The sequence below is a fragment of the Streptomyces sp. NPDC089424 genome (assembly GCF_044749345.1).
In the GTDB taxonomy this organism is placed as follows: Bacteria; Actinomycetota; Actinomycetes; order Streptomycetales; family Streptomycetaceae; genus Streptomyces.
Window position 1 is genome coordinate 793248 of sequence record NZ_JBIVHU010000002.1, and the last position, 12632, is coordinate 805879.

Genomic DNA, 12632 nt, shown 5'->3' on the forward strand with positions numbered 1-12632 from the left:
TCTCCGTTCTCAGCCGAGGACGACGGAGTGCTCCCGCAGCGGGACGAGTTCTCCCACCACCGGCGCCCCGGGCACCTCTCCGGCCACCAGCAGGCCGCCCGAGGTCTGCGCGTCGGCCAGGAGCAGCCGCGTGTCGTCGTCCGCGCGGCCGAAGTCCGTGAACGGCGCGACCCATTCCAGGTTGCGCCGGGTACCGCCGCTGACGTAGCCGTCCCGGACCGCCTCCCACGCCCCGTCCAGGTAGGGCACGGCGGCGGTGTCGACGACCGCGGTCACGCCCGAGGCGCGGGCCAGTTTGTGCAGGTGCCCGAGGAGGCCGAAGCCGGTCACGTCGGTCGCGCAGGTCGCGCCGGCCGCCAGGGCCGCGGCCGACGCGTCGCGGTTGAGCGCCACCATCGTGGCCACCGCCTGCTCGAAGCGCTCACCGGTGGCCTTGTGCCGGTTGTTCAGCACTCCGAGGCCCAGGGGCTTGGTCAACGACAGCGGCGTGCCCGGCCTGCCCGCGTCGTTGCGCAGCAGCCGCGCCGGATCGGCGAGGCCGGTGACGGCCATGCCGTACTTGGGTTCGGGGTCGTCGACGCTGTGTCCGCCCCCCACGTGGCAGCCCGCCTCGGTGGCGATGTCGAGCCCGCCGCGCAGCACCTCGCGGGCCAGGTCGAAGGACAGGACGTCGCGCGGCCACGCCAGGAGGTTGACGGCGACGAGCGGACGGCCGCCCATCGCGTACACGTCGGAGAGCGCGTTCGCCGCGGCGATGCGTCCCCAGTCGTACGGGTCGTCCACGACGGGCGTGAAGAAGTCCGCCGTGGACACCACCGCCCCGGCCGAGGCGCCGCCCCCGGCGGGCAGGGCGACGACGGCCGCGTCGTCCCCGGTGGCCAGCCCGACCAGGAGATTGCCGTCGCCCGCGTCCGCCGGCCGGGCGAGCCCGCCGAGCACGGCCTCCAGTTCGCCGGGCGGGATCTTGCAGGCACAGCCGCCGCCGTGGGCGTACTGGGTGAGGCGCACGGGTGTTTCACGTGTGGTGGTCATGCCGGGTCCTCCCGGTCGTCGGTGTGGCCCTCCGGTAGCCTGGGCGGGCGATGGAGGCGTGTGGGTGCCTGGTGGCCCTCCCGGTCTTCAAAACCGAGGTGTCCGAGGATCTCGGGCAGGCGGGTTCGATTCCCGTCCGCCTCCGCTCCCCGCGTCCGTACGGCAACGCCGGCGCTGATCGTCCACGCGTTCCGTGTGTCCCCGGGCGTCCAGGAACTCCAGCAGCGGGACGGCCACCCGGCGTGTGGTGTCGAGGGCCCGACGGGCCTCGCTCAGGGTGAACGGCTGCGGCAGGCGGCGCAGTACGGCGGCGGCGCGCGCGTCCGCGTCGGGCAGCAGCACGATCCCTTCGCCGACCCGCAGCAGCGCGCCCGCCGCGACCGCTGCCGCCAGGGTCTTGCGGGTGAGCCCCAGTTCGGCGAGGCGGCCCGCTTCCGGGGCGCGGAACGGCGCCCGCCCCAGCTCCTCCCGCAGTGCCTCGACGGCCGACCGGACGGGCGGCGGCAGCGTGGGCCGCAGGTCCCCGGGTCCGTACAGCCGTCCCTGGCTGCCGTGCAGTTTCCCGGACGTGCCGGCGAGGGCGTCGACAAGGGCCCGGTCGGGCAGGCCGAGCAGCCGACGGGCCGCCTCGGTGGGCAGGCCGGGCTCCAGCGGGTGCTCGGCCGCATGGCGTTCGACCTCGGCCTCCAGGCGGTCCCGCAGTGCCGTCCAGTGGGCCGCGTCGGCCAGCCAGTCGCCCGCCACCGGCGCGACGGGCGCCGGGACCCCCATCGCGGCCAGTTCGGAGCCGCGGACCAGCCGGCGCCGCCGCAGTTCCGCCGCGCCGTCCGGCCGTCCGGTCATGTCCGCGAGCTCGGCGGCCCTGGCCCGGGCCGCTCCGCGCCGGGTCAGCCGGGGCGGTCGTACGTCGAGGACGGTCGCGGCGCACGCGATGCGCCGGCCGCCCGGTTCGCGCAGCACGGCGCGGTCGCCGACCCGCAGGGGAAGCGCGCGGTCCAGGGTCAGCCGAGCCGTGTCCGGGCCGAGCGGGCGCACGGTCACCGGCACCGCGGCGGTCCCGACGTGCAGGGTGAGCGTCCGGGGCAGGTCGTCCAGCGGCACCCCGCCGACCCGCACGTCGACCAGGCCGGTCAGCAGCCAGCGCTCCGGGGTCAGCAGCACCTGGCCGCGGTGCACAAGGCCCTCGGCGGCACCGTGCACGTTGACCGCCACGCGCGCCACCCCGCTGACGGCGGCGACGTCCTCGTGCAGGCACTGCAGTCCGCGCACCCGGAGCGTGGTCGCGCCGTCCCCCAGCATCAGCCGGTCGCCGACCCGGAGGGTGCCCGCGCTCAGGGTGCCGGTGACGACCGTGCCGTGACCGCGCACGGTGAAGGCGCGGTCCAGCCACAGCCGGACGTCCGCGGCGGCGGACGGGACGGGCAGCGCGTGGCCCAGCCGGACCAGTTCCCGGCGCAGCCGGTCCAGTCCGGCGCCGGTCACCGCGCTCACCGCGACGGACGGCACGGGGCCGAGGGAGGTCGCGGCCATGCGGGCGACGGCGTCCGCGCGCACGGGTTCGGGGTCGGCGAGGTCGCTGCGGCTCACCGCGAGCACGGCGTGCCGTACGCCGAGGGCGTCCAGGATCTCCAGGTGCTCCTGCGACTGCTGCTGCCAGCCCTGGTCGGCGGCGACCACGAACAGCACGGCGGGCACGGGTCCGACACCGGCCAGCATGGTGGCGACGAACCGCTCGTGTCCGGGCACGTCCACGAAGGCGATGGGTTCCCCGGCCGGTCCGGCGGCGGTGCTCGTGCCGTCCGGGTCCGGGCGGGTCCACACGAAGCCGAGGTCGAGGGTGAGTCCCCGGCGCCGTTCCTCCTCGAAGCGGTCGGGTTCCATCCCGGTCAGCGCTCGTACGAGGGCGGACTTGCCGTGGTCGACGTGCCCGGCGGTGGCCAGCACCCTCATCGCGCTCGCCCTTCCGTAACCGGGTCCGGGACCGAGCGCACGGCCTCGGCCAGCCGCTCGTCGTCCTCGGGCGGCACCGCCCGCAGGTCGAGCAGGCAGCGGCCCGCCTCCAGCCGCCCCACCACGGGGACCGCGCCCGTCCGCAGCGCGGCCGCGTACCGCTCGGGCAGCGACAGCGCGGCGCTCGGCAACGTCACACCGGGGGCACCGCCACCCCCCACCGTCGCGGTGCTCGCGACCGCCCGGACGTCGACGCCGTGGGCCGCGAGGGCCGTCGCGAGCCGCCCGGCCCGGTCGAGGAGGTCCGCCGAGGTGGCGCCCAGCGCGGCGGCGGTCGGGGTTTCGGGCCCGGTCAGCGTGGCCTCCAGGGCGGCCAGGGTCAGCTTGTCCACGCGCAGCGCGCGGGCCAGCGGATGCCGCGACACGCTCCGCACCAGGTCCTCCGACCCGAGGAGCAGTCCGCACTGCGGTCCGCCGAGCAGTTTGTCGCCGCTCGCGGTGACCAGCGACGCCCCGGCTCGCAGCTCGGACTCGGCGTCGGGCTCGTCCGGCAGCAGGGGGTGCGGCCGGAGCAGTCCGGAGCCGATGTCGACGACCACCGGGACGCCGAGATCCGTCAGCTGCCCGGCGTCGGCGGTGCGGGTGAAGCCGGTGATGCGGAAGTTGGAGGGGTGCACCTTCAGCACGAAGGCCGTCTCCGGGCCGATCGCGGCGGCGTAGTCGGCGACCGTGGTGCGGTTGGTGGTGCCCACCTCCCGCAACCGGGCCCCGGTGGACTCCAGCAGGTCCGGCAGGCGGAACCCGTCCCCGATCTCCACCATCTCGCCCCGGCTGATGACGATCTCCTTGCCGGCGGCGAGCGCGGTGGCCACCAGGACGAGGGCGGCGGCGCCGTTGTTGACGACGTGCACCGCGGCGGCCGACGGCACCCGCTCGCCCAGTGCGGCAAGCGCCGTCCGGCCGCGGCGGGCGCGCACACCGGTGCGCAGGTCCAGTTCGACGTCGGTGGGCCCGGCCGCCTCCTGGACCGCCCGGCGGGCCGCCGCGGACAGGGACGCCCGGCCGAGGTTGGTGTGCAGCACCACCCCGGTGGCGTTGACGACCGGCCGCAGCCCGCCGGCCGTGGACGGCAGCAGGGCCAGAGCCGTGTCCGCCACGGCCTCCGGCGGGACGGAGCCGTCCCGCGCCCGCTCCTGGGCCCGGCGGACGGCTGTCTTGACCACGTCCGCCCCGAGCCGGTCGGCCGCCTGCGCGAGGCGCGCCTCGCGCAGCAGCGCGTCGGTACGCGGAATCCGGCGGCGCGCGTCCGCCGGGTCACGGCCGTTGCCGGCCGGGCCGGAACCGGTGCCGCCGGTCTCCTTCGCGCTGCCGACCGGGGTAGCCGCCCGCTGGTCCACGCGGCCCCATCCTTCCGCTCGATCCCAGGGCTGCCGGGGAACGCCCATCCCAGCCGAGTGCCCCGTGCCGCTGTCACGACACTCCCGGCCATGATGGCCGATCCGGCCCCCGGACGTCGTCAGGCGCGAGCCAGCTCGGCGGCGCCGAACGACACGTCGAAGCGGTCGCACCAGATGCTCACGCTGCTGTAGCCCGCCGGGTCGACGTCCGGGGGCAGGACGTAGTTCTGGCTCCCCTTGTTCCCCTTGAGCGCGCCGAGGCTGACGTACTCGCCGTCGTCGAAGACGCGCCACCCGGCCAGTCCCCGCTTCACCGGCGCGTCGGTCAGCCAGACCCGAAGGTCAGGCCCGCTGCTGGTCGCCAGGTCCTCCAGCCGCAGGACGTGCGACCCGTCCGGCAGCCGTACGAGCTTCGCCGTGCCCGTCGTCTCGTGCTCGTGGCTGATCAGCTCGCCGCTCGCGAGCGTGCGCGGACCTGGAGCCGGGGAGGGCTGCCCGGAGGACCCGGCCGGGGGTGCCCCCGCGGACGGTTCGGAGGTGACGACCCCTGGCAGGGCCTCGTCGACGGTCGTGTCCTGCCACAGCTTCCACGGCTGGAACCAGTAGAGCCCGAAGCCGGCTCCGCCGACCGCCACCACCAGTACCGCGACGACCAACGGCCGGGTCAGTACCTCGCGCACGCGCGCCATCTCCGCCTCTTCTCCTGGGAGTTCGCCTGTTGCCCTCCCATTCAACGGAAGCGGGCCGCCGTCCCGTACCGCGGAGCCGATGACGAAATCCTTACGCCACGGCTTCAGCGGTGCTCGGGGTTGTCCGCCCCCGGCCGGCAGCCGGCGTCCCACTCCGAGCGCTGGTTGCCGTGGGCGGGAATGCCCCCGGCGCGTTTGATCATCGCCGCCAGGTGCATCAGGTTCCAGGTCATGAACACGGTGTTGCGGTTGGTGAAGTCGTTCTCCGGGCCGCCGGAACCGGGGTCGAGGTACGAGGGTCCGGGACCGGCCGCGCCGATCCAGCCCGCGTCGGCCTGCGGCGGGATGGTGTAGCCGAGGTGCTGGAGGCTGTAGAGGACGTTCATGGCGCAGTGCTTGACGCCGTCCTCGTTGCCGGTGATCAGGCAGCCGCCGACGCGTCCGTAGTAGGCGTACTGGCCCTGCGCGTTCAGCAGGCTGGAGCAGCTGTACAGCCGTTCGACGACCTTCTTGGTGACGGAGCTGTTGTCGCCCAGCCAGATGGGACCGGCCAGCACGAGGATGTCGGCGGCCAGCACCCGCTCGTACAGGGCCGGCCAGGCATCGGTGGCGAAGCCGTGTTCGGTCATGTCGGGGTAGACGCCCGGCGGGAGGTCGTGGTCGACGGCCCGCACGACCTCCGTGGTCACCCCCATCGAGTCCATGACGGCCCGGCTCTTGTCGACCAGACCCTGGGTGTGACTGAGCTGGGGGGAGGGCTTCAGCGTGCAGTTGATGAAGAGGGCACGCAGGTCGTCGAAGCGGTGACCGTCCCCGGTGGACGGGGCGGACGGTGCTGCCATGGCGGACTCCGGGAGGGGGGCGAAAGGGTCGGGGCGGGGTGCCCACGGCAGCGTCTCGCGGAAGTCGCGCGCGGTGCGGGTGCGACGCACCGGCACACGGGTTCCGGAGCACCGGGCGTCTTACGGAGTCGTGACAGGGCGGGACCGGCCCGCGGTACGGGGGGTTCTCCGCCTACGGTGGGCGCGTCAGGGAGTCGCGCGGACCGGCCGCGCGGATCCCGCGCCCCGGAACCGGTGGTGCCGCCCGTTTCAGGAAGCGGCCGCGGGCGGTGCCACCCCGGGACGAGGGCACCGGGCCGCCGTGCTCAACGGGGCGGCGGGGGACGCCGTCCCGGGCGGGTGCGGTGGGGGTCGAACAGCTGGGCGCCGAAGCCGGCCAGGATCAGGCCGGCCGCGATGAGCAGCCCGTCCGCCACGACCACGCCGGTCGCCAGCACGGCCAGGGCGACACCGACCGTCCACCAGGCCCGGGTGCGCCGGTACTCGCGGGGCCGCACGGGCCGGCCGGTTCTCAGTGCGCGGGTGAAGCGCGGGTCGTCACGCTCGGACCGTGCGGCGAGAGCCACCAGACGTTCGTCCTCGTACCGGGGCACGGCGCCTCCCTCCCGGGCTCCGCGGTCTTCGTCCGCACTCCAGGCTTCCGCCTGGTGACCCCCGCCCGCCATCGGCGCCGTCCCCCATCCCTCGGACCGGCGGGACCCCACGGGAACCGGGGACCGACGCCTGCCACGCATCGCAAAGGTGGGTGTTGCCACGGATGGCGGTCCGTGGGGTCACCACTCACGATGAAGCATGGCGGGCCGCCAGGACCAGAGGGAGGAGGCGATACGTCGTGCCCCTGTACTGGCGGATCTTCCTGCTGAACGGGGTCGTGCTCCTCGCGGCAACGGCCCTGCTGCTGGGCCCGGTGACCGTGTCCACCCCTGTCCTGCTCACCGAGGCCGCGGTCCTCACCGGCGGCCTGGCCGCCATGCTCGTCGCCAACGCCCTCCTGCTGCGGGTCGGGCTGGCCCCCCTGGAGCGCCTCACCCGCGCCATGACCACCACCGACCTGCTGCGTCCCGGCCGGCGTCCGGCGGTCAGCGGCCACGCGGAGATCGCGGAGCTGATCACGGCCTTCCACACCATGCTCGACCGTCTGGAGGAGGAACGCGCCACCAGCAGCGCCCGTGCCCTGTCCGCCCAGGAGGCCGAACGGCACCGCATCTCGCAGGAGCTGCACGACGAGGTGGGCCAGACGCTCACCGCCGTGCTGCTCGAACTCAAACGCGTCGCGGGCGACGCCCCGCCCGCGGTGCGCGAGGAACTGGGCCAGGTGCAGGAGACCACCCGCGGCAGCCTGGAGGAGATCCGCCGGATCGCCCGCCGGCTGCGCCCCGGCGTCCTGGCCGAACTCGGCCTGACCGCCGCGCTGAAGTCCCTGACGACCGAGTTCACCCATCCCGGGCTGTCCGTCAGGCACCACCTGGACCCGGACCTGCCACCGCTCGGCCGCGACACCGAACTCGTGCTCTACCGCGTCGCCCAGGAGGGACTGACCAACACCGCCCGCCACGCCCGGGCCCGCCACGCCGAGCTCACCCTCCGGCACACCGCCTCGGGCGTCGAACTGCGCGTCCACGACGACGGAGGGGGCATCGGCGCCGCCCCCGAGGGCGCCGGCATCCGCGGCATGCGTGAACGCGCCCTGCTCATCGGCGCCCGGCTCTCCCTGGAGCCGTGCCCCGGCGGCGGCACCGACGTACGCCTCACCGTCCCCGACCGGAACAGTTGACCATGCCTGAAGCAGCCGCCCCCACCCGCATCCTGCTCGCCGACGACCACGCCCTGGTCCGGCGAGGGGTCCGCCTCATCCTCGACGGCGAACCCGACCTCACCGTCGTGGCCGAGGCCGACAACGGCGCCGAGGCGGTGGAACAGGCCCGGGCCCACCACCCCGACCTGGCCATCCTCGACATCGCCATGCCCCGTCTGACCGGTCTGCAGGCCGCCCGCGAACTGTCCCGCATCCAGCCGGACATGCGCATCCTCATCCTGACCATGTACGACAACGAGCAGTTCTTCTTCGAGGCCCTCGCCGTCGGCGCGTCCGGCTACGTCCTCAAGTCCGTCGCCGACCGGGACCTGGTCGAGGCGTGCCGCGCGACGATGCGGGGTGAATCGTTCCTCTATCCGGGGGCCGTCAACGCCCTGATCCGCAACTACCTCGACCGCCTCCGGGAGGGCCGCGCCCTGCCCGCCAAGGCGATCACCCACCGCGAGGAGGAGATCCTCAAGCTCGTCGCCGAGGGCCACACCTCGCAGGAGATCGCCGACCTGCTCGTCATCAGCCCCAAGACCGTGGAGCGCCACCGCGCCAATCTGCTGCAGAAGCTCGGCCTGAAGGACCGCCTCGAACTCACCCGGTACGCGATCCGTGTCGGACTGATCGAACCCTGACCGCGGGTGCCGTGGCGCCCGGGGTCTTCCCTCAGCGCTCGGCCTCGAGGGGCAGCGCCGACGAGGCGGACGGAGCGGGAGCCGGGGGCACGCCGTCGTCCTCCGGTGCCGTGCCGCGCGGCGGGCCGGTGTCACTCCCCCGGCCGGACGCGAAGGCGCTCGCGGACCGCAGGGCCCGGGCGAGCAGGTGCGCGCGCCCGGCGACCACGGGGCCGAGGACGGCGAGGACGAGGACGTATCCGGCGATGAACGGCGCGAGACGGGCGTCGAGCCCCGCGCCGGCGGCCATCGCGGCCAGGATCAGCGCGAACTCGCCCCGGGCCACCAGCGTCGTGGCGATCTCGGCGGCGATGTCGGTGCCGTAGCGGTAGAGCCGGGCGACCAGGAGGCCCGCCGCGACGTTCATGGAGAGGGTCAGCGCCGCCGCGGCGGCGACCGGCACCGCGACGGACGCGAGGTCGCCCGGGTCGATGGCGAGTCCGAACGCGAAGAAGAAGATCGCCGCGAAGGCGTCGCGCAAGGGATGCACCAGCTCACGGATGCGCGGCCCCGAAGGCGTGCCGGCCAGGATCAGGCCCACCATGAACGCGCCGATGGCATCGGCGACACCGAGCACCTCACAGACCCCCGCGACGAGGACGGCCGCGCCCAGGAAGCTGATGACCAGCAGCTCGTTGTCGCGGGTGACGATCAGCCGGCCGGCCAGCCGGGTGCCGTAGCGGGCGGCGGCGGCCAGCACCAGCAGGAACGCGAACGCCTTGGCCCCCTGGAGGACCATCTCGGTGACGTCCTGGGCACCGCTGATGACGGGCTGGAGGGCGGCGAGATACAGGGCGAGGAAGATGTCCTCCACCACGATGACGCCCAGGATCAGGCGGGTCTCCGGGCGGCCGAGCCGCCCCAGGTCGATCAGGATCTTCGTGACGATCGCCGACGAGGAGATCCCGAGGACACCGGCGAGCACCAGCGCCTCCCGCACGCCCCATCCCAGGGCGAACCCGAACCCGAGTCCGGCGCCGACGTTCAGCAGGAGGTAGACACCGCCCGCGGCCAGCAGCCGTCTGCCCCCGTTCCTGAGGTCGTCGAGATGGAACTCCAAGCCCAGGTAGAACAGCAGCAGGACCAGTCCGAGCGCGGAGAGCATCTCGAAGTCGTGCGCGTCCTCGACGAGGACGAGGCCGGGTGTGTGGGGGCCGAGCAGGATGCCGGCGAGCATGAACAGCGGAATGGTCGGCAGTCCGATCCTGCCGCCGAGGCGGGCGAGGAAGGCGGCGGCCAGGAAGGCGCCGCCCATGGCGAGCAAGGTGTCAGCATGTCCCACGGGTCACCCCCTTCGGCCACACGCCGGGTCGGTCGTTCCTGGACAGACAGGGGTGGATACGTCCTCCTTCGTCGTACGCCGGGCCACCGGTCTCGAGGCGGAGCCGTCCGGCGGCCCGGGCGCGGCGTGGCTCCACGCTCGCAGGTGCCGGGACCGGGGCACCATCGGTGACGGCCCCCAGATCCGCAGGTGGGCGGCACCCAGTACCCCGATCGGGCACGGGCGGCGACGCAGGGTTCAGTGCGCGAGCTCGGCCACGGCCACGGCCTCCAGACGGGCCTCGTCCGGGGACAGGCAGTCGTCCAGCGCGGTGAGGTACCGCTCGGCGTCCAGGGCCGCCGCGCAGCCGGTCCCGGCGGCGGTGACGGCCTGCCGGTAGTCGTGGTCGACGACGTCGCCGCAGGCGAACACGCCGTTGAGGTTGGTGCGCGTGGACCGGCCTTCCACGGCCACGTATCCGGCGTGGTCCAGGGAGACCTGGTCCCTGACCAGGTCGACCCGCGGATCGTGTCCGATGGCGACGAACAATCCGGTGACGGGCATGTCGGTCTGCTGGCCGGTGTTCACGTCACGGGTGCGCACACCGGTGACCCTGTCCTCGCCGAGGACGTCGACCACCTCGTGGTTCCACAGGAAGCGGATCTTCTCGTTGCGTCGTGTCCGCTCCTGCATGATCTTCGAGGCGCGCAGCCGGTCCCGGCGGTGCACCACGGTGACGGTGCGGGCGAACTTGGTGAGGAAGTCGGCCTCCTCCAGCGCGGAGTCGCCGCCGCCCACGACCACGACGTCCTGGTCGCGGTAGAAGAAGCCGTCGCAGGTGGCGCACCAGCTCACCCCGCGCCCGGAGAGCCGCTTCTCGTTGGCGAGCCCCAGCTCGCGGTAGCTGGATCCGGTGGCGAGGACGACCGCCCTGGCCCGGTGGACGACTCCCGCGCTGTCGACGACCTCCTTGACGTCCTGGTCGAGCCGGGCCTCCACGATGTCGTCCGGGACCATCTCGGCACCGAACCGCTCCGCCTGCGTTCTCATCCTCTCCATCAGGTCCGGCCCCAGCACCGCCTCGGGGAACCCCGGGAAGTTCTCCACGTCGGTGGTGTTCATGAGCGCGCCGCCCGCGGAGACGGACCCCTCGAACACCAGTGGGCGCAGCAGTGCGCGGGCGCAGTAGAGCGCGGCGGTGTAGCCGGCCGGCCCGGAGCCGACCACGATCACTTGCCGGACGGTCTCATCCACCTTGATCACCTACCAGAGCCTGGGGAGGGGGAACGCGACCAGCCGGCAGCCGCCTCGCGGAGTCGGACCTGGTCCCGGCAGCGGACGACTCCACCATGCGCTCGTGCGCAGGGGTGCGCATCCCGTCGACGAAACCCGCTGTTCCGTCGCCGTAGGCTGGGGCTGAGGCGTAGCAGCGACGACATCACGCGGAGGACCGAGATGACTGGACAGGCACAGAGAGCCGTTCTCGCAGGAGGGTGCTTCTGGGGCATGCAGGACCTGATCCGGCGGCTTCCCGGGGTGCTGTCGACCCGCGTCGGCTACACCGGCGGAGACGTGCCCGACGCCACGTACCGCAACCACGGCACGCACGCCGAGGCGATCGAGATCACCTACGACCCCGAGCAGACCGACTACCGCGCGCTCCTGGAGTTCTTCTTCCAGATACACGACCCCACGACGAAGAACCGCCAGGGCAACGACATCGGCCTCAGCTACCGCTCGGCGATCTACTACGTGGACGCGGAGCAGAAGGCGACGGCGGAGGACACCATCGCCGACGTCGACGCCTCCGGGCTGTGGCCGGGCAAGGTCGTGACCGAGGTGGAACCGGTCGGCCCCTTCTGGGAGGCCGAGCCCGAGCACCAGGACTACCTGGAGCGCTATCCCGAGGGATACACCTGCCACTTCGTACGTCCGGGCTGGCGGCTCCCCGCCCGCGCCAAGGACTGACGGACCGGCGGTGCCCGGGCGGCCCTGTCCTGCCGTTCGCCGCGGGACGGGCCGACCGCGCGGGCACCCGGTCCCGTACCGGCCGTTCCCGGCGCGCTACCCCGTGTAGAAGTCCCGGCGCGCGGCGACGAACACCTCGACCGACTGGGCCGGGATGCCGGTGACGCCTTCGACGTCGCGGGTGGCACGGTCGTAGCGGTTCTCGCGGTGCAGCCGGGCCATGGTGAGGATGTGCTCCTCGGTGTGCGGGGGCAGGCCCACCTTGGCGAGCACCTCGGCCCGCCATTGGTCCGGCGGCATGTCCACGTACGACACCGGACGCCCGAGGGCCCGGGAGAACTCCTCCGCCATCGCGGTCATGTCCATGGCTCGGGGGCCGGTCAGTTCGTAGACGTGGCCGATGTGCGCGGCGGGCTCGCGCAGCACGGTGGAGACGACCCGGGCCACGTCGGCCACCGCGACCGGGGAGGTGCGGCCGGTGCCGAAGGGCAGCGCGATGGTGCCGTTCTCGCGGATCGACAGGGCCGGCAGCGCGGTGAAGAGCGGGTTGTCCAAAAAGGCCGTCGGCCGGACGTGCACGACCGGCAGGCCCGACCAGTCGAGCACCTGCTCGGCCAGCCAGTGCAGCCGCTGCTGATGCGACTCGGCGGTGCTGGTGGCGGTCATCTGCGACACCGTCATCTGCGACATGCCGACCAGCCCGTCCAGCTGCCCGTACTCGCGGGCCACGCTGGCCACGACGGTCGCCGCCAGCAGATGGTCCGGCGACACCGGCATCGCGAAGTACATCCGCGCGACGCCCTCCAGAGCGCGCGCGACCTTCTCGGGCCGGGTCAGATCCCCCACGACGATCTCCGCGCCGAGCGCGCGCAGCTCGTCCGCGCGCTCGTCGTCACGCCGCACCATGGCGCGCACCGGCACGCCCTGGGCACGCAGATTCTCCAGGACCGCACGGCCGACGCCACCGGTGTGGGCGATGAGTACGAGATTGCTGGTCACCATGGCTCGATCTTCC

At 73.7% G+C, this 12632-nt stretch carries 11 protein-coding genes, 1 tRNA gene and 1 pseudogene; 4 read left to right on the forward strand and 9 right to left on the reverse strand.

The window, feature by feature from the left end; genetic code table 11:
* Positions 1-9 precede the first annotated feature (9 nt).
* The gene (gene selD, locus ACIP2X_RS11175; RefSeq protein WP_401670475.1) at positions 10-1032 is read right to left on the reverse strand and encodes a selenide, water dikinase SelD; all 1023 of its coding nucleotides are present in this window, start codon (positions 1030-1032) and stop codon (positions 10-12) included.
* Between the two features lie 52 nt (positions 1033-1084).
* On the opposite strand from selD, the gene ACIP2X_RS11180 reads away from it, so the two are divergent.
* Positions 1085-1177, forward strand: a tRNA-Sec gene (locus ACIP2X_RS11180).
* Positions 1178-1212: 35 nt separating this feature from the next.
* Here ACIP2X_RS11180 and ACIP2X_RS11185 read toward each other — a convergent pair.
* From ACIP2X_RS11185 to ACIP2X_RS11205, 5 genes and pseudogenes are all read right to left on the reverse strand, one after another.
* A pseudogene (locus ACIP2X_RS11185) lies at positions 1213-2982 on the reverse strand (SelB C-terminal domain-containing protein); the annotation flags it as partial.
* Positions 2979-4379, reverse strand: coding sequence for an L-seryl-tRNA(Sec) selenium transferase (gene selA / locus ACIP2X_RS11190; protein ID WP_401670477.1), 1401 nt, complete (start codon positions 4377-4379; stop codon positions 2979-2981). The gene selA and the pseudogene ACIP2X_RS11185, both read right to left, overlap by 4 nt.
* A 119-nt stretch (positions 4380-4498) precedes the next feature.
* The gene (locus ACIP2X_RS11195; RefSeq protein ID WP_401670479.1) at positions 4499-5068 is read right to left on the reverse strand and encodes a DM13 domain-containing protein; all 570 of its coding nucleotides are present in this window, start codon (positions 5066-5068) and stop codon (positions 4499-4501) included.
* A gap of 104 nt (positions 5069-5172) precedes the next feature.
* On the reverse strand, positions 5173-5910 hold the full coding sequence (locus tag ACIP2X_RS11200) for a flavodoxin family protein (RefSeq protein ID WP_401670481.1): 738 nt from the start codon (positions 5908-5910) through the stop codon (positions 5173-5175).
* 305 nt (positions 5911-6215) lie between these two features.
* Positions 6216-6503, reverse strand: coding sequence for a DUF3040 domain-containing protein (locus ACIP2X_RS11205; protein ID WP_401670483.1), 288 nt, complete (start codon positions 6501-6503; stop codon positions 6216-6218).
* Between the two features lie 239 nt (positions 6504-6742).
* On the opposite strand from ACIP2X_RS11205, the gene ACIP2X_RS11210 reads away from it, so the two are divergent.
* On the forward strand, positions 6743-7684 hold the full coding sequence (locus ACIP2X_RS11210) for a HAMP domain-containing sensor histidine kinase (RefSeq protein WP_401670485.1): 942 nt from the start codon (positions 6743-6745) through the stop codon (positions 7682-7684).
* A gap of 2 nt (positions 7685-7686) precedes the next feature.
* Positions 7687-8349 carry a response regulator gene (locus ACIP2X_RS11215; RefSeq protein ID WP_401670488.1) on the forward strand — a complete coding sequence of 221 codons (663 nt, stop codon included), beginning with the start codon at positions 7687-7689 and terminating at the stop codon, positions 8347-8349.
* A 31-nt stretch (positions 8350-8380) separates the two neighbouring features.
* Here the strand turns inward: ACIP2X_RS11215 and ACIP2X_RS11220 are convergent, their stop codons facing one another.
* The gene (locus ACIP2X_RS11220; RefSeq protein WP_401670490.1) at positions 8381-9670 is read right to left on the reverse strand and encodes a cation:proton antiporter; all 1290 of its coding nucleotides are present in this window, start codon (positions 9668-9670) and stop codon (positions 8381-8383) included.
* 237 nt (positions 9671-9907) lie between these two features.
* A complete protein-coding gene (trxB, locus tag ACIP2X_RS11225; RefSeq protein ID WP_401670492.1) occupies positions 9908-10912 on the reverse strand; it encodes a thioredoxin-disulfide reductase in 1005 nt (334 codons plus the stop codon).
* A 192-nt stretch (positions 10913-11104) separates the two neighbouring features.
* Here trxB and msrA point away from each other — a divergent pair, with 192 nt between their 5' ends.
* Positions 11105-11617, forward strand: coding sequence for a peptide-methionine (S)-S-oxide reductase MsrA (gene msrA, locus ACIP2X_RS11230; protein WP_401670494.1), 513 nt, complete (start codon positions 11105-11107; stop codon positions 11615-11617).
* A gap of 96 nt (positions 11618-11713) precedes the next feature.
* On the opposite strand, the gene ACIP2X_RS11235 is transcribed toward msrA, so the two are convergent.
* Positions 11714-12619: an NAD(P)H-binding protein gene (locus tag ACIP2X_RS11235; protein WP_401670497.1), complete on the reverse strand. Its 906-nt coding sequence runs from the start codon at positions 12617-12619 to the stop codon at positions 11714-11716.
* Positions 12620-12632: the final 13 nt, after the last annotated feature.

Excerpts from the sequence above, each read along its gene's own strand:
- selD (WP_401670475.1), bottom strand. The coding sequence starts at position 1,032 with ATGACCACCACACGTGAAACACCCGTGCGCCTCACCCAGTACGCCCAC.
- ACIP2X_RS11195 (WP_401670479.1), bottom strand. The coding sequence starts at position 5,068 with ATGGCGCGCGTGCGCGAGGTACTGACCCGGCCGTTGGTCGTCGCGGTA.
- ACIP2X_RS11200 (WP_401670481.1), bottom strand. The coding sequence starts at position 5,910 with ATGGCAGCACCGTCCGCCCCGTCCACCGGGGACGGTCACCGCTTCGAC.
- ACIP2X_RS11215 (WP_401670488.1), top strand. The coding sequence starts at position 7,687 with ATGCCTGAAGCAGCCGCCCCCACCCGCATCCTGCTCGCCGACGACCAC.
- msrA (WP_401670494.1), top strand. The coding sequence starts at position 11,105 with ATGACTGGACAGGCACAGAGAGCCGTTCTCGCAGGAGGGTGCTTCTGG.
- ACIP2X_RS11235 (WP_401670497.1), bottom strand. The coding sequence starts at position 12,619 with ATGGTGACCAGCAATCTCGTACTCATCGCCCACACCGGTGGCGTCGGC.